The following is an 18419-nucleotide window of genomic DNA, read 5'->3' as shown; positions in this document are numbered from 1 at the left end:
CGCCTTTTTGCCGCGCCCAGCCTGAATGGCATCCGAACGTCCGTTTAACGAAGCACTAAGAAACGGCCTTAACGGTTCGTTAAGCGCGTCACGGTTGGATCACCTCGCTGTCCCATTCTGGTCACAGCCTTCCGCGAGACGACGGCTCGCTGAACTGACCGAAGCCGGGCCCACGAAGGTCCAGGCACGACAAGGAAGAATGATGGGGGTTTTCCCGGAGCCGGCGCTCTGCGCCGACGACGTGAGCCGTCTCGTGCCCAGCGAGACCGTATTGTCGATGATTTCGGAGCGGCACTTTCGCCGCCGCTCCCGCCGCAGTGTCCTGAGGCGCGCCCTTCCCGCTCTGGCCGTAGGTCTGGCTTTCGGTGCCAGCTTGCCGCAAAGCGCCTTGGCTCCAGCCGCCATGGCGCACGACCGGATCAACTTCACGGTTGAGCGGTCGTCCCTCGCCCGGGACACCGCTTCAGGCGGACAACAGGAGAACTGGCTCGGTGTTCCCCTGGTCGAACAGGAACCGCCGACTTTGTCCCTGATCGAGAACGACCTGGCTTCGCTGCCGCAGCCAAAACCGCAGAGTGATGGCACGGTCCTGCGCTTCGGGGACGTCACGGTTCCTCGCAACCTCGTGGATGCGATCCTGCGCGCCTCCGAGGAAACCGGCGTCGATCCCGTCTACATGATGGCGCTCGCGGACAAGGAATCGAGCTTCTCGACCACGGTGAAGGCTTCGACATCGTCGGCGGAAGGCTTGTTCCAGTTCCTCTCGGGCACATGGCTCGAACTCGTTCGCAAATACGGCCCCCGTTACGGGCTCGACGCGGAGGCTGCCTCCGTCACCGGCCGCGGTCGCGCCATCACGGTGGCTGACGATACCATGCGCGCACGTGTGCTGCGGATGCGCCAGGACCCTTACATCGCCGCCCTGATGGCTGGTGAGCTCATCAAGCGTGATCGCGAGCGGATCGCCCAGCGGATTGGCCGGGACCTCACGACCTCTGAGCTCTACCTCGCCCATTTCCTCGGCACTGCGAGCGCCGGCCGCTTCCTTGCCCTCACCGAGGAGAAGCCGGCCCAGGTTGCCAAGACGGCATTCCGGTCGGCGGCGAAGGCGAACCACAGCCTGTTCACCCAGAAGGTCGGGAAGGCACGGCGCAGCCTCACAGTGGCGGAGTTGCGCGACCGGATCGACGGGATGATCGACCGGCGCTTGAACCAATATGAAGGGGTTGCCGCTCTCGGAACGGCGCAGGTCCCTGAACCCTCCAGGCCGGGGGTCTCCAACGGCGCTGTCGTCCAAGTCACCGAGGTATTGCCTTGATCTCGGCATCAGGACAGGCAGAACCGCATAGCCGGTCCTGATCGCGCACAGGCCAGCGGCAGGTCACGCGTGCTCCCGTTCGCCGCGAAATGCCGCGATCATGCTGATCTCGTCACGCGTTCCGTAACCCGTGCACCTGCGCCGCCTCGTTCTCCAAGGCGCATCCGCTCACCGGAACGGCGGTTCGTCGAAGCTGCGCAGCTTGCGCGAGTGGAGACCGTGCCGGTCGCCGCGCAGAGCATCAAGGGCGGCGAGCCCGATGAGAAGGTGCTCGGCGACCGCTCGGTCGTAGAATGCGTTGGCGGCCCCAGGCAACTTGATCTCGCCATGAAGCGGCTTGTCGGAGACGCAGAGAAGCGTGCCGTAGGGAACTCGCAGGCGATAGCCTTGGGCCGCGATGGTGCCGCTTTCCATGTCGACCGCTATCGCGCGGGACAGGTTGATGCGCCGGCGCTCCTGGCTGAAGCGAAGTTCCCAGTTGCGGTCGTCATAGGTCACGACGGTCCCGGTCCGCAGGCGCCGCTTGAGGGCGTCGCTGCGCTCGCCCGTGACCTGTGCCGCCGCGGCCTGAAGCGCGAGCTGCACCTCCGCGAGTGCTGGCACCGGCACGTCCGGCGGCACGAGTTCGTCGAGAATGCGGTCCCGGCGGAAGTAGCCGTGCGCCAGGACGTAGTCGCCGATGGTCTGCGACTGGCGCAGGCCGCCGCAATGCCCGACCATCAGCCAGCAATGAGGGCGCAGCACCGCGAGGTGGTCGGTGATGGTCTTCGCATTCGAGGGACCGACGCCGATATTGACCAGCGTCGTGCCTTGCGCGCTTCCATCCGCACCGCGAGCGACGAGGTGATAAGCCGGCATCTGGAACCTGTGCCAGGGCGAGGCCGCGATCAGTGCGGCGGGCTCGGCGGACGCCGCCTCCTCGCGCCCGACGCTGATGCCCCCGGGCAGGATCATGCGTTCGTAGGTACTGCCCTCCGTCGTGAGCTGTTCGAGCCCGTGGCGGATGAAACCGTCGACATAACGGTGATAGTTCGTGAGCAGGATCCAGGGCTGAACGTCGCGCCAGTCGCAGCCCGTGTAATGAACGAGGCGGCGCAGAGAGTAATCGACCCTGACGGCATCGAACAGGGCGAGCGGCCTCGGCTCGCCCGGTACGTCGCGCCAGAGGCCGTCGGCGATCTCGTCGCCGACCACTGAGAGGAGCGGCACGGGGAAATACGTGGCGAGATCGAGGGACGAGACCGTGGCGCGGGCGAGGGTGCCTCCCGGTTCGACGACGTAGGAGTAGGGGATCTCCTGCGCGCTCAAGCCGACTTCTAGGCTGGCACCGTAATCACCGACTAAAGCTTGGAGCTGTTCGAGCAGGTAGGCCCTGAAATGACCAGCCTGGGTCACGGTGGTGGAATAGGTGCCGGGAGCCTGGAATTTGGCGGTGGCCCGGTTGATCCGCGGGATCGGGCCTGACGGGTTGTAGGTCACCCGCAATTCCGGATAGCGGAACTGCAGCCGTTCGGTCGCGTCGGGGGGCGGCCCGCCGTCGAGGTAGCGCGTCAGAGCCTCCTTCAGCGCCGCGATCGCCGTATCGTGCAGGGCGGCCAGGCGCTCCACCGCCGCCTTCGGGTCCGCCACCGATTCCATCGGCCGCAATTCGCTGACGATCATGCCGGGTCCCTGGATCAACGCGGTGGTCCTTGCGTCTTACACATCCCGCGCCGTGGTCGCGACCCGAAGCCGGCTTGCCGTCCGGCGCCGGCTGGCTGAAAGCGGGAGGGAATTTTTCCCGTGATGAACGAGGATCAGGATCATGGCCGATGTCGTCGAGCGCAGGGATGGAGAGACCGCGATCACGCTCCCCGGGCGACCCGACGCCGAGCTCTACTTCATCGGCCGCATCCGCACGCCGTGGTCCAGGCGCGAGGATTGCCCGAAAAATGGGCTGCAGACGGATGCGACCTGTATCGTCGAGGTCGATCCACTCTTCGCGCTTGCCCTCCAGAACGTCGAGGGCGCGACCCATCTCATCGTGCTGTACTGGATGGACCGGGCGGCGCGCGACCTCGTCCTCCAGAAACCACGGCATGCTGAGGGCAGCCGCGGGACCTTCTCGCTGCGCTCCCCTGCCCGCCCGAACCCCATCGCCCTATCGGTGGTGGAACTGCGCGGCCGCGAAGGCAACCTTCTGACGGTGCACGGCCTCGACTGCCTCGACAACACGCCGCTTCTCGACATCAAGCCGTACTTTTCCTCCACCGACTCGAGACCAGAGGCCAGGGTCGAACGGGCGGGCCTCAAGCCGGCGCCGAGTTCCTGATCAGGCAGTGGCGGGCTTCGGCCGCTTGATCCGGTACCACCCAACATAGAGGGCCGGCAGGAAGAGCAGCGTCAGCAGGGTAGCCACAAGAATGCCCCCGATCATCGCATAGGCCATCGGCCCCCAGAACACCTCGCGCGCGATCGGGATCAGTCCGAGGCTGGCTGCCGCCGCCGTGAGCAGGATCGGGCGCATGCGGTGGACGGTGGCCTCGACGACCGCATCCCACGGGGCCATCCCGTCGCGCTCGTACTCGTCGATCTGGGCGACCAGAATCACCGAGTTGCGGATGATGATGCCGATCAGCGCCAGCACGCCGAGGATCGCGACGAAGCCGAGGGGCTTGCCGAAGGGCAGGAGCGCCGCCACCACGCCGATGAGGCCGAGCGGCGCCACGCTCGCGACGAGGAACAGCTTCTGGAAGCTCTGAAGCTGGACCATCAGGAGGAACGCCATGGTGAGCAGCATCACCGGCGCCACCGCGGCGATCGGGCCCTGGCCCTTGGCGCTCTCCTCCACGGCGCCGCCGGTCTCCAGCACGTAGCCGTCGGGCAGCGCCTTCGAGAATGCCGTGATCGCCGGATCGAGTTCGGCGACGATCGTGGCGGGCTGGGTCCCGTCGGCGATGGCCGCCCGGATCGTGATGGTCGGACTGCGGTCTCGCCGCCAGACGATCGGCTGTTCGAGCTCGTAGGCGATTGTCGCAAAGGAAAGGAGCGGGACGACGCTGCCGTTCGAGAGCGCGACCTGGATCGATTGCAAGGTCTCGAGGGAGCGCCGCTCCGAGGCCAGGGCCCGGCCGACGACGTTGACGAGATAGATCGAGTCCCGAACCTGGGTGATGGCGGTGCCGCCCACGACCCCGTTGAGGAGGCTCGCGATATCCTCCGAGGTGACGCCGAGCTGGCGCGCCTTGTCCTGAATGATGTCGACCTTGAGCACCTTGCCCGGCTCGTTCCAGTCGAGGGTCGGGACGTCGATGTGAGGGTTTTTCCCCACCAGATTGGTGAGGTCGAGGGCAAGAGCCCTCAGTTTCTGCAGGTCGGGTCCGCTGAGCCGGTACTGGATCGGCCGTCCCACCGGCGGGCCGAGGTCGAGGGTATGGACGAAGACGTCGGTTCCGACGAATTGGTCCCGCGCCAGTCGATCCAGCCGCACCTTGAGCTTGTCGCGTGCCTCGAGCGAGGCGGTCTCGATGACGATCTGCCCGAAGAAGGCGTTGCCGAGCTGCTGGTCGAGGGGCAGGTAGAAGCGCACCGCGCCCTGGCCGACATAGGAGGTCCAGCGCTTGATGTCGGGATCGCCCTTCAGGCTCTCCTCGAAGCGGTCCATCTGATCCTTGGTTTCGCCGATGCTGGCATTCTGCGGCAGCGTCATGTCGACGAGGAGTTCGGGCCTGTCCGAGGCCGGGAAGAACTGCTGCTGCACGAACTGCATCGCGTAGATCGACAGGCCGAGCATGCCGATCGTCGCGAGGACGGTCAGCCACCGGCCGCGCATGGCGCCGAGGAGCAGGAAGCGGAACAGCCGCGTGAGCCGGCCCGGCTGATCGTGGTGCTTGTGCTTCAGGACGGCAGGCAGCAGCTTCACGCCGATGAGCGGCGCGAACAGGACCGCCACGACCCAGGAGACGATGAGCGAGGCGGCGATCACAACGAAGAGGCTGTAGGTGTACTCGCCCGCCGCCGAGCCGTTGAACCCGATGGGAAGGAAGCCCGCCACGGTGACGAGGGTGCCGGTCAGCATCGGGAAGGCGGTGGAGGTGTAGGCGAAGGTCGCCGCCTTCTTGAGGCTGTCGCCGACTTCGAGCCGGGCGACCATCATCTCCACCGTGATCATCGCGTCGTCGACGAGGAGACCGAGGGCGATGATGAGGGCACCGAGCGAGATGCGCTGCAGGGTCACCCCCATCACCTGCATCACCACGAAGACGATGGCGAGGACGAGGGGGATCGACAGAGAGACCACGAGCCCCGCCCGCCAGCCGAGGCTGATGAAGCTCACCGCGAGCACGATGACCACCGCCTCGACCAGCGCCTTGGTGAAGCCGCCCACCGCCTCCTCGACGATCTTCGGCTGATCCGACACCAAATGGATGCCGACGCCGTAGGGGAGCTCGCCTTCGAGCTTGCGCATCCGCTCCTTCAGCGCCTCGCCGAAGGTGAGGAGGTTGCCGCTCGGCTGCATGGCGATGGCAAGACCGATCGCCGGCTGGCCGTTGAAGCGGAACAGAGCCGTGGGCGGATCGGTAAATCCGCGCGAGATCTCAGCGACGTCCGAGAGCCGGAAGAACCGGTCGTTGACCCGCAGGTTGATCGCCCGGAGGCTGTCTTCCGAGAGGAACTGACCGCCGACGCGCACCGAGACCCGTTCGGGCCCTGCCTGGATCACGCCGGATGGCGCGATCGCGTTCTGCGCCTGCAGCGTGCTGACGACGGCGTTCACGTTGAGCCCGAGGCCGGCGAGCTTACGGGTCGAGAAGTCGAGGTAGATCACCTCGTCCTGGGCGCCGAGGAGCTGCATCTTGCCCGCGCTCGGCACCTTCTTCAGCTCGACCCGTACGCGCTCGACGTAGTCGCGGAGCTGGCGCATCGTCACGCCGTCGGCGGTGAAGGCGTAGACGTTGCCGAAAACGTCGCCGAACTCGTCGTTGAAGAACGGTCCCTGAACGCCCTGAGGAAACGTGTTCTGGATGTCGCCGATGCGTTTGCGGACCTGGTAGAAGATCGCCGGGATCGTCTTGGGCGGCGTCGTCTCACGCAGCTGGACGAAGACGGTGGTCTGGCCCGGCGTGGTGTAGCTGCGGCTGTAATCGACCGCATCGATCTGCTGCAGCTCCTTCTCGATCCGCTCGGTGACCTGGTCGAGGGTGTCGCCGATGGTGGCGCCCGGCCAGCGCGCCTGGACGATCATCGTCTTGATCGCGAAGGGCGGGTCCTCCTCGCGGCCGAGCTTCCCATAGGCGAGAAACCCCGCAAGGGCGGAGACCAGCATCAGGAACCAAACGAACGAGCGGTGCTCGAGCGCCCACTCCGAAAGGTTGAAGTTCTTCACGGGTGGTTCTCGTATGTCCGGAGGTCAGTCGGATCGACAGTTCGACGCGACCACTCGGAAGGGCCGAAGAGGGAAAGGCGATCAGAGAGGTGTATCGGAGATGCGGACGGCCTGCCCTTCCTTGAGGCTGGCCGCCCCTGCGACCACGATCCGGTCTCCGGCGGACAACCCGTCGGTGATCGTCACCCGGTCGTCTCGGCGCTGAGCGATCGTTATGGAGCGGAGTGAAACCGAATCTCCGGCCGGAGACACGAGCCAGACGCCGTCGCGGCCCTCCGCGCTGACGATCGCCGTGGTCGGCAGGGTGACGTAGGGCTTCGTCGGCCGCGACAAAGCCACCGCGATCGTCGTGCCCAGGCGAAAGGCTTCCGGAGGATCGATCAGGGTCATGCGGATACGCCGCGTCCGGGTCATCTGGTCGGCAAAAGGCGCGATCTCGCGCACGCGTCCGGTCGCGGTGATCCCTGAGGCACTCTGGAGGGCGATGCTGAAAAGTCCGTCCTTCGGCATCGCGCCGACGAGATCTTCGGGGATGTCGACCACCGCTTCACGCTCTTCCGGGCGCGCCAGCGTAACGACGGCCTGGCCCGCGCTCAGAACCTGTCCGACTTCGGCGCTGCGAACCGTGACCACGCCGTCGAAGTCGGCCTTGAGCTCGGTGTAACTCATCTGATCACGGGCCTTCTGGAGGCTCGCCTGAGCCTGAACCACCCTGGCCTGAGCGGTGTCGCGGCTTGCTACGGCGCTGTCGAGCTGAGCCTGCGCAACGTTGCCGCCGACCATGAGACGCCGCCGCCGCGCCTCCGTCGCGATGGCATTCTCGGCTTGAGCTTGCGCGTCGGCGAGGTCGGCCTCGGCGCGAGTGAGGGCAAAACGTGTGACCACTTGATCTAGGGCGGCGATGCGCTGGCCCTTCTTCACCACGTCGCCCACGGTCACGTCGCGGGCGATCAACCGCCCGGCGATCTGGAAGCCGATCTCGGACTTGTAGCGCGGTTCGATCACCCCGGCGAAGGGCCCGAAGGTCACCCGGTCGACCGGCTTGGCGGTCGTGTAGAGGACAGGACGGACCGGGGGCGGAGCGGCCTCTTCCGCTGGCTTGCAAGCCGTCAGCAACACCGTCGCCGCGATCGCGACGACGAGGGGACTCGCGAGCCGTGTCATCGCCCCGCCTCCGCCGTCGCGGCGACGCTCACGGCCTGGCCGGGGCGTAGGAGCTGAATGCCGGCGGTGACGACCTCCTCGCCCGGCTCCACGCCGGCGGACAGGGCGATGGAGCCATCGCCGTAATGGTCGATGGTCACCGAACGCGGGCTCACCGTCCCGGCGGCAGGATCACGGATCCACACGGCGGCTCCGTTTGCCCAGCGGTAGAGCGCGGACCATGGCAGCACCACAGCCTCGCGCGGACGGAACTTGCCCCGACCGATGACGATCGCTCCTAGCGTCATCGCCGATGGCGTCTCCTTGAGCCCGACCTTGACCCTTACGGTGCCGGAGGCCGCATCGACGCTGGGCGAGATCTCTCGCACGGACCCGACGGCCCGAACCTTAGGATCAGCCTGGAGCTCGACGTCGACGGTGTCGCTCTCGGGCGGCGCCGCCAGGACGGCCTCGAAGACGTTGAACACCGCGTCGCGGGGGCCATCCTGCGCCAGCGACAACACCGTCTGCCCGACCTGAACCACCTGGCCCACCTCGAAGCTGCGGCTGAGGACGACGCCGTCCACGCCGGCTCGCAGCTCGGTATAGCTCAGCTGCTCCTGCGCCGTGCCCAAAGCCGCCTTGGAGGATTCGACGGAGGCCTGGGTCACCCGGAGCTGCTGCTCGGCATCGTCGTAGCTCGGGCGCGTCGTGAAGCCACCTGCGAGCAGTGCCTCCTGACGCTTGAAGCTGATCTTGGCCTGGGTCAGCAAAGCTTCGGCGGAGATCAACGTCGCCTGCGCATTGTTCAGGTTGGCGCGCTGCTCCTGCGGATCAAGTTGGGCCAGAACCTGATCGGCCTTAACGTGGTCACCGACCTCCACGAGGCGCCGGATGATCTTGCCGTTGGTGCGGAACGAGACGCTGACCTGCGACTGGGTCTGGATATCGCCCGTGAAGATCAGGTCGGCGGCGATCGTCGTCCGCGCGGCCTTGACGGTGCGGACGAGAGCGAGCTGAGGCGAAGCCAAGGGAGTCGTGCCGTCAGCCGCGCAGGCTGTCGCGACGAGGCTCATCCAGGCGATACAGACGACGCCAACCCGCGCCGGGATCGAAATCAGGCCAGCCACAACGCTCGCGCCTCATGAAACATCTATCGCTCGGGGTTCATATCGTCTAACTTAAAAACCGTCCAGACGGTTTTTAACAGGGGTCATGATGACGAAGGCGCGCACCCGGCGCGAAGACAGGCCGGTCATCATCCTGGACGCTGCCGAGCGACTGATCCGGCGTTCCGGCACGCGAACCCTGACGATCGACGCAGTGGCGGCGGAAGCGAGCCTGAGCAAGGGCGGGGTTCTGCACCATTTCTCCTCGAAGGACGCCCTGATCACGGCGCTGGCCGAGCGGAAGCTGCAATCGATCAAGGACGACATCGCGCAGCACGAGGCCGATCAGGCTCCGGGGGTCAGTGCCCTGCCGCTGGCCATGATCGCCCATGCCAAGACGTCATATTGCGACGAGGACGGTTTTCCCCGGGCTTTGCTCCTGGCGACCGCGGACAATCCGGAGGCCTGCGCCGGCTTCAACGAATTCCTGCGGCAACACCTGGCGAGGCTCGAGGAAATACCGGGGGTGGCCAGCGAGGCCGCTATGATCACATTTGCGACTCTCGGCCTGATGATTTCTCGCACGCTGGGCTTCCACAATCTGGAAGGTCAGGAACTCGCGCGCTTCTTCGACGCCCTCGAGGCGGCAGCAAGGTCGCTTCCCGAAAAATCGCGCTCGCCTGGGCATACGGTCGAGCCGTGACTCTTCACTCAGACCGCCGCGGCCATGGCCTCGAAGACGAGGGCGTGGCGCGATGCCAGGGCGTCGATGTCGCTGATGTAACCACCTCCGATGACCGCAACGAGTGGGATGCGCCGCCGACGCGCCTCTCGCACGACGAAGCGGTCACGTGCCGCGAGCCCGCCATCGGTGAGTGAGAGGCGCCCGAGACGGTCGTCACGATGCGGGTCGACGCCGGCATTGTAGAAGACGAGGTCCGGTTGAAGCCGGTCGATCAGATCGGGCAGGCAGGCTTCGAGAGCCGCGAGGTAACCCGCATCGTCGAGCCCATCCGGCAATCCGATGTCGCGGTCGCCAGGGATCTTGCGGGTCGGATAGTTCTTCTCGCCGTGAAGGGAGAGCGTGAAGAGGTCGGGCGAGCGGCCGAGGCAGTCGGCGGTGCCGTCGCCCTGATGGACATCGAGGTCGACGACGAGGGCCCGACGGATCGCACCCTCCGCCTGCAGGGTGAGCGCGGCAATGGCGACGTCGTTGAACACGCAGAACCCGGCGCCGCTGTCGCGCCGGGCATGATGGCTGCCGCCGGCCGCGCTGCCGGCGAGACCATGGGCGAGGGCGAGCCGTGCGGCGGCGAGCGTTCCTCCGGCCGAGGCGCAGGCGCGGGCGACGACGCCGTGATCCACCGGCAAGCCGATCTCGCGCACGATGGCGGGCGCAACTGCCAATGCCAGGACTGCCTCGACGTAATCAGGATGGTGAGCATGGGCGAGGATCGCGGCCGAAGCCGGCTCGGGCGTCATGAATCTATCCGGCGCGAGGCCTCGCGCAACCAGCACCTCCGCGAGGCGCCCGTATTTGCGCATCGGAAAGCGATGGCCGTCGGGCAGAGCCGCCTCGTAGGCGGGATGGAACACGATCGGCGGCACCATCGAGATCAGCCGAGATCGGCGAGCACGCGGGCCGCCAGGGCGGAGCCGCTGTCGAAAGCGGCCTCGATGCGCGGCCCGAGGCACCAGTCGCCGCAGGCGCCGATCCTGAGCCCCGGATCGTAGAGGCAGTCGCGGCCAAGGGCGGTCTCGACGAGGGCGTAGCGCCAGCGATGGGCGGCGGCGTAGGTCGGCACGATCGGCCTGCCGAGACAGGCCTCGGCTTCTCCGAGGAGACGTTCGGCTACGACCTCCTTGGTTTCCTCAAGGTGACGTCGCGACCAGTCCGGCCCCGCATGGACCGTCAGCCGCGTGCCGGGAGGGCGCCCGGGACGAGTATCGTCGCGCACGATGGTGGCGATGGCGCCGCCGATTCCCCGGCGATCGGTCTGCGCGAAGGGCGCCGGTCCATCGGTGGCGAGCAGCAGCGACCAGCACGGCGCGTAGGCCGCCGTATCGACGCCGGTGAGTTCCAGGCCGGATGCCTCGACGAGGTGTTTGGCCTGGATGGACGGGAAACCGATCACCACGGCCGAGAAGAGTTCCGGCACCCGGCCCTCCCCAGTGACGATGCGCCAGCCCTGCGCCTCACGGGTCAGGGACGTCACCGTCGTCCCGGTGCGGACATCGAGCCCGGCGAGCAAATCGCGAACAGGCGCCGTCATCGACGGCGTGCCGACGAAGCGCCCGTGGCCGCCCCAGGGCGCGACAATCCCGCGACTCCGCCAGTCGGCGATCTGATCGAGGAATGCCTGTCCGCGAGGGTGTATGAACTGCGCGCCGTGATCGAAGGACACTCCCTCCCCGACCCGGCGGATCGCCATGCGGCCGCCGACGCCACGGCCCTTGTCGAGGACGACGACCTCCAGGCCCGCCTGCGCCAGCCGCCGGGCGGCCGTGGCGCCTGCCAGGCCCGCCCCGAGCACCGCGACACGCCGCGGATCCGTCATGCAATCCTCCCGCTTCGCAGTCCGGTGACTGTCATACGGCTGAAACAGGACGGCTGTTAGGGCCGATCGATGTGGTGTGGCGCCCCAGCAAGGCTCGACCCGCGGAGGAAACGGCAATGACGGGCAACGTCGGGACCGGCCTGGTGCTGGCCCTATCGCTCTGCGCCCTCCTGACTCTCGTCAACCTGACGAGCCTCGTCCTCGCGGGCCGCCGCCTGGGGCGCGACCGCGGCTCATCGAGCTTCCCGACAGGAGCACCGGTTTCCCTGGTGCGGCCGTGTTGCGGCATAGAGGCCTTCAGCGAGGAGATGCTGACCCGCGGCTTCCTTCTCGATTATCCCGAATACGAGCTGATCTTCTGCGTGGCGGATGCCGACGACCCCGTCGTTCCGCTTCTGCATCGCCTCATGGCCGCGCATCCTCGGGTGCCGTCGCGGCTGATCCTCGGGGACGAGCGCGTGAGCGACAACCCGAAGCTCAACAACTGCGTGCGCGGCTGGGAGGCGGCCCGCCACGATTGGGTCGTCCTCGCCGATTCCAACGTCCTGATGCCGCCGGACTATCTGCAGCGCCTCCAGGCTTCGTGGCGGGCAGATACCGGCCTCGTCTGCTCGACCCCCGTGGGCGCCCGCCCGGACGGGTTCTTCGCCGAACTCGAATGCGCCTTCCTCAATACCCTTCAGGCACGCTGGCAATATGCCGGCGAGAGCGTGGGACTCGGCTTTGCTCAAGGCAAGAGCATGCTCTGGCACAAGCCGTTCCTCGACGAGCGAGGCGGGATCCGTGCCCTTGCCGCCGAGATCGCCGAGGATGCGGCCGCGACGAAGCTGGTGCGGGCGGCGGGACGCCGCGTCCACCTCGTCGCCTCCCCCTTCGAGCAGCCGCTCGGGCGGCGCAGCCTCAAGGAGATCTGGTCGCGTCAGCAGCGCTGGGCCCGGCTGCGCCGCGTGACCTTTCCGCTGTTCTTCGCCCCCGAGATCGGGACCGGGCCGCTCCTGCCCTTCGCGATCGCCCTCGCGGCGGCGCCGAGCGCGATCCTGGCCGGCGGCCTCGCGGTACTGACGACCCTCTGGTACGCCGGCGAGTACATGCTGGCCGCCCGTATCGGCTGGCACCGCGGGCCGCGCCTCTTCCTCGCCTTCCTGGTGAGGGACGCTCTGTTCCCGGCGATCTGGGCCAGCGCCTGGATGCAGAGCGCCATCGTCTGGCGCGGGAACGCCATGGAGATCCGCCCCAAGGAAACCGGTCGCCTGCGGCCCCGCGCGAGTGCAGCCTGAACCTTCGTTGACACGGCAACGATCTTGCTCCGCCCTTGATCGAACGTGGTTCGGCGACCAGGAGCGGTGAGATGGCAGGCACGGGACCGGGACTCGATAAGCGCCTCAATGCGTTTCACCTCTGGGGCATCGCGGTCGGCCTCGTCATTTCCGGCGAGTATTTCGGCTGGAGCTATGGATGGGCGAGTGCCGGCACCCTCGGCTTCCTCGTCACCACGACGCTGATCGCGGCGATGTACGTCGCCTTCATCTTCAGCTTCACCGAACTCACCACGGCCATCCCTCAGGCTGGCGGCCCCTTCGCATACAGCTACCGTGCCTTCGGGCCGACGGGCGGGTGCATCGCCGGCTTCGCGACGCTGATCGAGTTCGTCTTCGCCCCTCCGGCCATCGCCCTTGCCATCGGGGCCTACCTCAACGTCCAGTTCCCGAGCCTCGACCCGAAGCACGCCGCGCTCGGCGCCTATCTCGTGTTCATGCTGCTCAACATCGTCGGCGTGCAGATCGCGGCGACGTTCGAATTGCTCGTCACCATCCTGGCCGTGGGCGAACTCCTCGTCTTCATGGGCGTCGTGGCGCCGGCCTTCAGCTGGTCGAACTTCGCCGCCAATGGCTGGGCCGGAGAATCCAGCTTCGGCCTCCCCGCCATCGGCGGGATGTTCGCGGCGATTCCCTTCGCGATCTGGTTCTTCCTCGCCATCGAGGGCGTCGCCATGGCGGCCGAGGAGGCGAAGGACCCCAAGCGCACGATTCCCATCGCCTACATCACCGGTGTCCTCACGCTGACGGTCCTTGCCTTCGGCGTGATGATCTTCGCGGGCGGCGTCGGCGACTGGAAAACGCTGAGCAACCTCAACGATCCCCTGCCCCCGGGCGATGAAGACCGTAGTCGGCGAATCGAGCGGCTGGCTGCACATGCTGGTCTGGCTCGGCCTGTTCGGCCTCGTCGCCTCCTTCCACGGCATCATCATGGGCTATTCGCGCCAGATCTTCGCCCTCGCCCGCGCGGGCTACCTGCCCAAGGTCCTCGCCACGGTCCACCCGCGTTTCCGCACGCCGCATATCGCCACGCTTCTCGGCGGCGCCGTGGGCATTGCGGCGATCTTCAGCGACAACCTCATCCAGATCGCCGGTCAGTCCCTGACCGCCAGCATCGTCACCATGGCGGTGTTCGGCGCGCTGGTGATGTACGCCATGAGCATGGCCAGCCTGTTCAAGCTGCGCCGAACGGAGCCGAATCTGGCAAGGCCATATCTGGCGCCCTTCTATCCGGTCGCGCCCGCCTTCGCCCTGGCAATGGCCGGGGTCTGCTTCGTCGCCCTCGTCGTCTACAATCCCGTCATCTTCGCGGTCTTCGCCAGCTTGATGGCGATCGCCGTGATCGCGTCGCGGTTTCTGGGCAAGGCGGCTGTCCCGGTCCCTGCACTCGACCCAGCGATCTGAACCGCTTCCCGCCGGACATGCCCCACCTGAGCGACCGTCAGGGCGGATCGCCGGGATCGGCTCTAAGGATCGAGGAGAAGCTCGTCGCGGCTGGGAAGATGGTGCGGGCGGTCGGAATCGAACCGACACTCCTTGCGGAACCGGATTTTGAGTCCGGCGCGTCTACCAGTTCCACCACGCCCGCGACGTCAGCCTCATGGCACACCTTTTCTTCCCGGACCAGAGGGCAACGGATTTGCCCCGCCGCAAACTCATCGTCCGATAATTTGAACGGCGTGCAGAAACGCACTTACACAGCGTTCAAATAGCGGCAAACCGGACTCGTGAACACCGCTTCTGGGGTTCGGAGGTCCACGATGTTCAAGCTGTTCAAGATCCTGGCTCGCGGCGCAGCCGCCCAGGCCGAGGAGGAGTTGTTCGACCGCCACGCCCTGCTCGTGCTCGACCAGCAGATCCGCGAGACGCGGGCCTCACTGGAGCGCAGCAAGCTCGCGCTCGCCACCGCCATCGCCGGCGACCGTGCCGAGGCGCGGCGCCTCGCCGAGGTCACCGCCCGAGGATCCGACCTCGAGGATCGCGCCGTGGCCGCTTTGAGCGGCGGCCGCGAGGATCTCGCGACCGAGGCCGCCGACGCCATTGCGGAGTTGGAAAGCGAAGCCGAATCGATCCGGGCCGCACGCCTTCGCTTCGGGACGGAGATCGGACGCCTGCGCCACGTAGTGGCGGATGCGACGCGGCGGCAGGCCGAGCTCGAGCGCGGGCGCCGAATCGCCGCCGCGGCCGAGGCGGTCCGGCGGCTCGGGGCGGCGGCGCCGACGAGCGACCGCGCCACGCTCCGCGAGGCCGAGGCGACCCTGGAGCGGCTGCGCCGCAATCAGTCCGAGGCCGCCGACCTCGAAGAAGCTCGCACCGAGATCGAACCGGGCCAGGACATCAAGGACAGGCTCGAACGCGAGGGCTTCGGCGCCAAAAGCCGGCCCAACGCCGCCGACATCCTCGCGCGGCTCAAAAGCAAAGTCGCGACTGCCACCGCCTGACCGTCAACCACAATCGCCCCTTCATCCCCAATTTCAGGAGAGATGTCATGACCAACGAGACCACGCAGCATTCCGGCGCCTGGGTCGCCTTCACCTACGCCTCCTTCATCGGCTCGGCCGCCATGGTCGCCCTCGGCATCCTGTTCATGCCGATGGACATCTGGGTGAAGGGTTACCTCACCATGGGTGTCGTCATGCTGGTCCAGTCCTGCATCACCGCCACCAAGACCATCCGCGACGTCCACGAGGGCCGGCGCATGGTCAACCGCATCGAGGATGCCAAGACCGAGCGTCTGCTGATGTCGGTCGGGAAGGACTGAGCGACAGGAACCCTGCTTCCAGAGCAGCTCTTGTAGAAACCTCCGGCGCGCTGCGCCGGGGGTCTCGCCCTGTCCGGTTGGCCATGCTCAAAGGGCGCCCATCGCCAATCCCGGACACGCCCCCCCATGATCCGTCGTCTCTATGAATGGATCCTCGCGCTGGCGGGCAAGCGATCCGCGCCCTGGGCGCTCGGTGCCGTCGCCTTCGCGGAGAGTTCGTTCTTTCCCGTGCCGCCGGACGTGATGCTGGTGCCAATGGCGGTGAGCCGCCCCGATCGGGTCTGGTTCTACGCGCTCATCACCACCATAGGCTCGGTGACGGGCGGCCTCGTCGGCTACGCGATCGGTGCGCTGCTGTTCGACTCGATTGGGGTCTGGCTGTTCAAGGTCTACGGACTCTCGGACAAAGCGGCCACGTTCCAGGCCTCCTATGCCGAGTACGGTCACTGGGTGATCCTGCTCAAGGGCCTCACTCCGATCCCCTATAAGCTCGTGACCATCACGTCGGGCTTTGCCCATTACGACCTCTTCTGGTTTATCGTGCTGTCGCTGATTACCCGCGGCGCGCGCTTCTTCCTCCTTGCCGGCCTCCTCGGCCGTTATGGGGTCCAGATCCGCGGCGTGATGGACCGGCATCTCAACCTCGTCGCGGCGATCGCAGTCGCCGTCATCATCCTCGGCTTCATGCTGTTCAAGGTGCTCCTGTGATGCAAGGTGCTAGACGATGCGAGGTCTTACAGGATGAATGAACGCGCCCTGCTGCGGCTGCGCCGCGCCGCCCTCGCCGTCGTGGTGGGCTCCGTCCTCACCCTGGCGGGAGCCTTCTATTTCGAGCTCGTCCTCGGCTATGCGCCGTGCAAGCTCTGCCTCACCGAGCGGCTGCCCTATTACGCGGCGATCCCGCTCGGGCTCCTGAGCCTGTTCGCGCCCGAACGGCTGACTCGGCTGCTCCTCGGCGTCGCCGCCCTGGGGTTGCTCTACGGCGCGGGCCTCAGCATCTATCACGCAGGCGCGGAATGGGCCCTCTGGTCCGGCCCGACCGATTGCGGCGGCGGCACGGGACAGGCCCCGGCGGCGATCGGCGACTTCCTCGACGCGCTTGCCAAGACCAGGGTCGCGGATTGTTCGACCGCCGCCTGGCGTTTCCTCGGCGTGTCCCTCGCGGGCTGGAACGCAGTCATCGCCGCAATCCTCGCTTCGGTGGCAGGGACGGCCGCGGCGCGCCGCTGATCAGTTCCGATCCTCGGGCAGGATCGGAAGCGGCGCCACGGCGATCCCTTCCTCGACGAGGGCGCGGGCCTCCTCCGGACTCGCCTCGCCGTAGATCGCCCGTTCCTCGACCTCGCCGTAATGGATGCGCCGCGCCTCGTCGGGGAAGCGCGGGCCGACATCGTCTGCGGTCTTGACGACATGCTCGCGAAGCGCCCTGACCATGGCGCGCAGGCGCTGCTCGGGCTCCGCCATCAGGGTGGCCGGCTCGGGCGCGGGCACGGCCACAGGAAGGTTAGCCGCGGCCGACGGCTCGGCCGCACGGCTTGCCCGCCCGATCGCGGGCGCCATCATGGTCTTGGCGACCTTGGCCGAGCCGCAGATCGGGCAGCTGATGAAGCCGCGTGCCGCCTGATCGTCGTAGGATTCGCTCGACGGAAACCAGCTCTCGAAACCGTGCCCGGCCTCGCAGGCGAGAGTGTAGCGGATCATGATGCAATGTCGTCCTCGAGGTCAGGCAGGACGCCCGATCCTCTCGACGGTGAAGGGCCGCGAATGCTCCAGCGTCGGGATTCGAGCGCGCGCATCGGCGACGCGGGCGAGGTCGATCTCGGCGAGGATGACACCGGGAGCATCCCCATCCGCTTCGGCCAGGATACGGCCCCAGGGATCGACGATGAGAGAATGACCGTAGGTCTCGCGGCCGTCCTCGTGGCGGCCGCCCTGCGCCGCCGAGATCATGAAGGATCCCGTCTCGATGGCACGCGCACGGTGCAGGACGTGCCAATGCGCCTCGCCGGTCTGGCGCGTGAAGCAGGCGGGCGCCGTCAGAATCGACGCTCCCGCTTCGGCCAAGGCCCGGTAGAGGGCGGAGAAACGAAGGTCGTAGCAGATGCCGAGGCCGATCGGCGCCCAGGCCGTATCGGCGACGACAGCGCAGGCCCCGCCAGTATACAGCGCCGATTCCCGCCAGCGCTCGCCGTTGGGAAGGTCGACATCGTAGAGGTGGAGCTTGTCGTAGGACGCGACGATGTCGCCCTTGCCGTCGATGAGGAAGGCTCGGTTGGCGACCTTGTCGCCGTTCAGGATCGGAAGCGAGCCGATCTGGACCGTAATGCCGAGATCGCGCGCCGCCTGGCGGCAGGCCGCCAGGGTCTCGTCTTCGCCTTGAACCCTCACCCGCTCGAGCAGCCGCGCTCGCTCTCGTTCGACCAGAGAGGTCATCTCCGGGGTTTGAACGTAGTGGGCGCCCGCGGCAGCGGCTTCGCGCAGCCCTGCCACCGCGGCATCGCGGTTCGGGGCGATCTCGCGGCCCGATCGCATCTGGATGCAGGCGGCGACAAAGCGGGATGTCGGTTCGGTGGCACTCATGCGGCGAGCAGGAGCGGGTCGAGCTTGCCGGCCCGATCGAGCGCGTGCAGGTCGTCGCAGCCACCGATGTGAGTTTCGCCGATGAAGATTTGCGGCACGCTCGTGCGCCCGCCCGCCCGCTGGACCATCGCCGCCCTCGACCCTGGGGTCTTCTCGACGTCGATCTCGGTGAATGCGACGCCCTTCTCCCGCAGCAGAGACTTTGCCGCCGCGCAATATGGGCACCAGGAGGTGGTATAGAGGGTCACCGGCTGCGACATGAGGCTGAA

The 18419-nt window shown here is 67.1% G+C and carries 17 protein-coding genes, 1 tRNA gene and 1 pseudogene; 9 read left to right on the top strand and 10 right to left on the bottom strand.

Going from position 1 to position 18419, the window contains the following annotated elements; genetic code table 11:
- The first annotated feature begins 199 nt into the window (after positions 1-199).
- The gene (locus K2Y56_RS02065) at positions 200-1318 is read left to right on the top strand and encodes a transglycosylase SLT domain-containing protein (RefSeq protein ID WP_292504385.1); all 1119 of its coding nucleotides are present in this window, start codon (positions 200-202) and stop codon (positions 1316-1318) included.
- A gap of 168 nt (positions 1319-1486) precedes the next feature.
- On the opposite strand, the gene K2Y56_RS02060 is transcribed toward K2Y56_RS02065, so the two are convergent.
- Complete coding sequence (locus tag K2Y56_RS02060) at positions 1487-2980, bottom strand: AMP nucleosidase (protein WP_292504408.1); 1494 nt, start codon at positions 2978-2980, stop codon at positions 1487-1489.
- A 142-nt stretch (positions 2981-3122) separates the two neighbouring features.
- On the opposite strand from K2Y56_RS02060, the gene tsaA reads away from it, so the two are divergent.
- A complete protein-coding gene (tsaA, locus tag K2Y56_RS02055) occupies positions 3123-3629 on the top strand; it encodes a tRNA (N6-threonylcarbamoyladenosine(37)-N6)-methyltransferase TrmO (RefSeq protein WP_292504382.1) in 507 nt (168 codons plus the stop codon).
- On the opposite strand, the gene K2Y56_RS02050 is transcribed toward tsaA, so the two are convergent.
- The 3 genes from K2Y56_RS02050 to K2Y56_RS02040 form a co-directional block, all read right to left on the bottom strand.
- Complete coding sequence (locus K2Y56_RS02050) at positions 3630-6683, bottom strand: efflux RND transporter permease subunit (RefSeq protein ID WP_292504379.1); 3054 nt, start codon at positions 6681-6683, stop codon at positions 3630-3632. It abuts the gene before it with no gap.
- 81 nt (positions 6684-6764) lie between these two features.
- Positions 6765-7847, bottom strand: a complete 1083-nt coding sequence (locus K2Y56_RS02045) for an efflux RND transporter periplasmic adaptor subunit (RefSeq protein WP_292504376.1) — start codon at positions 7845-7847, stop codon at positions 6765-6767.
- Positions 7844-8902 (bottom strand): efflux RND transporter periplasmic adaptor subunit, encoded by a 1059-nt coding sequence (locus K2Y56_RS02040; protein ID WP_292504405.1) that lies wholly within the window; start codon positions 8900-8902, stop codon positions 7844-7846. The genes K2Y56_RS02045 and K2Y56_RS02040 overlap by 4 nt, the downstream gene beginning before the upstream one ends.
- 139 nt (positions 8903-9041) lie before the next feature.
- Between K2Y56_RS02040 and K2Y56_RS02035 the strand changes: the two genes are divergently transcribed.
- The gene (locus K2Y56_RS02035; RefSeq protein WP_292504374.1) at positions 9042-9638 is read left to right on the top strand and encodes a TetR/AcrR family transcriptional regulator; all 597 of its coding nucleotides are present in this window, start codon (positions 9042-9044) and stop codon (positions 9636-9638) included.
- Between the two features lie 8 nt (positions 9639-9646).
- Here the strand turns inward: K2Y56_RS02035 and K2Y56_RS02030 are convergent, their stop codons facing one another.
- Together K2Y56_RS02030 and K2Y56_RS02025 are read right to left on the bottom strand one after the other, a co-directional pair.
- Positions 9647-10546: a histone deacetylase gene (locus K2Y56_RS02030; RefSeq protein ID WP_292504372.1), complete on the bottom strand. Its 900-nt coding sequence runs from the start codon at positions 10544-10546 to the stop codon at positions 9647-9649.
- A 5-nt stretch (positions 10547-10551) separates the two neighbouring features.
- Positions 10552-11493 carry an FAD-dependent oxidoreductase gene (locus K2Y56_RS02025; RefSeq protein ID WP_292504370.1) on the bottom strand — a complete coding sequence of 314 codons (942 nt, stop codon included), beginning with the start codon at positions 11491-11493 and terminating at the stop codon, positions 10552-10554.
- A 116-nt stretch (positions 11494-11609) separates the two neighbouring features.
- Here K2Y56_RS02025 and K2Y56_RS02020 point away from each other — a divergent pair, with 116 nt between their 5' ends.
- The gene (locus K2Y56_RS02020) at positions 11610-12770 is read left to right on the top strand and encodes a ceramide glucosyltransferase (RefSeq protein ID WP_292504368.1); all 1161 of its coding nucleotides are present in this window, start codon (positions 11610-11612) and stop codon (positions 12768-12770) included.
- A gap of 71 nt (positions 12771-12841) precedes the next feature.
- Positions 12842-14213 (top strand): annotated as a pseudogene (eat, locus tag K2Y56_RS02015) (ethanolamine permease).
- A 99-nt stretch (positions 14214-14312) separates the two neighbouring features.
- On the opposite strand, the gene K2Y56_RS02010 reads toward eat, so the two are convergent.
- A tRNA-Leu gene (locus tag K2Y56_RS02010) sits at positions 14313-14397 on the bottom strand.
- Positions 14398-14569: 172 nt separating this feature from the next.
- Between K2Y56_RS02010 and K2Y56_RS02005 the strand changes: the two genes are divergently transcribed.
- The 4 genes from K2Y56_RS02005 to K2Y56_RS01990 all read left to right on the top strand — a co-directional run bounded on the left by K2Y56_RS02005 (position 14570) and on the right by K2Y56_RS01990 (position 16800).
- On the top strand, positions 14570-15250 hold the full coding sequence (locus tag K2Y56_RS02005; protein ID WP_292504365.1) for a PspA/IM30 family protein: 681 nt from the start codon (positions 14570-14572) through the stop codon (positions 15248-15250).
- Positions 15251-15297: 47 nt separating this feature from the next.
- Positions 15298-15570: a YiaA/YiaB family inner membrane protein gene (locus K2Y56_RS02000; RefSeq protein WP_292504363.1), complete on the top strand. Its 273-nt coding sequence runs from the start codon at positions 15298-15300 to the stop codon at positions 15568-15570.
- A 126-nt stretch (positions 15571-15696) separates the two neighbouring features.
- On the top strand, positions 15697-16278 hold the full coding sequence (locus K2Y56_RS01995; protein WP_292504360.1) for a YqaA family protein: 582 nt from the start codon (positions 15697-15699) through the stop codon (positions 16276-16278).
- A gap of 33 nt (positions 16279-16311) precedes the next feature.
- Entirely contained in the window at positions 16312-16800 is a 489-nt protein-coding gene (locus K2Y56_RS01990; RefSeq protein ID WP_292504357.1) for a disulfide bond formation protein B, read from the top strand.
- On the opposite strand, the gene K2Y56_RS01985 is transcribed toward K2Y56_RS01990, so the two are convergent.
- The 3 genes from K2Y56_RS01985 to grxC are packed head-to-tail and all read right to left on the bottom strand — an operon-like array spanning position 16801 to position 18410.
- Positions 16801-17271 carry a DUF1178 family protein gene (locus tag K2Y56_RS01985; RefSeq protein ID WP_292504355.1) on the bottom strand — a complete coding sequence of 157 codons (471 nt, stop codon included), beginning with the start codon at positions 17269-17271 and terminating at the stop codon, positions 16801-16803.
- Positions 17272-17292: 21 nt separating this feature from the next.
- Complete coding sequence (locus tag K2Y56_RS01980; protein ID WP_292504353.1) at positions 17293-18150, bottom strand: carbon-nitrogen hydrolase family protein; 858 nt, start codon at positions 18148-18150, stop codon at positions 17293-17295.
- Positions 18147-18410, bottom strand: a complete 264-nt coding sequence (gene grxC, locus K2Y56_RS01975; protein WP_292504351.1) for a glutaredoxin 3 — start codon at positions 18408-18410, stop codon at positions 18147-18149. Before grxC ends, K2Y56_RS01980 begins: the two co-directional genes overlap by 4 nt.
- Between the last annotated feature and the right edge of the window lie 9 nt (positions 18411-18419).

It is taken from the genome of Methylobacterium sp., from assembly GCF_019745455.1.
GTDB lineage: Bacteria > Pseudomonadota > Alphaproteobacteria > Rhizobiales > Beijerinckiaceae > Methylobacterium.
The sequence above is the reverse complement of the archived record's forward strand: the minus strand, read 5'-3'. Positions and strand labels throughout refer to the sequence as shown.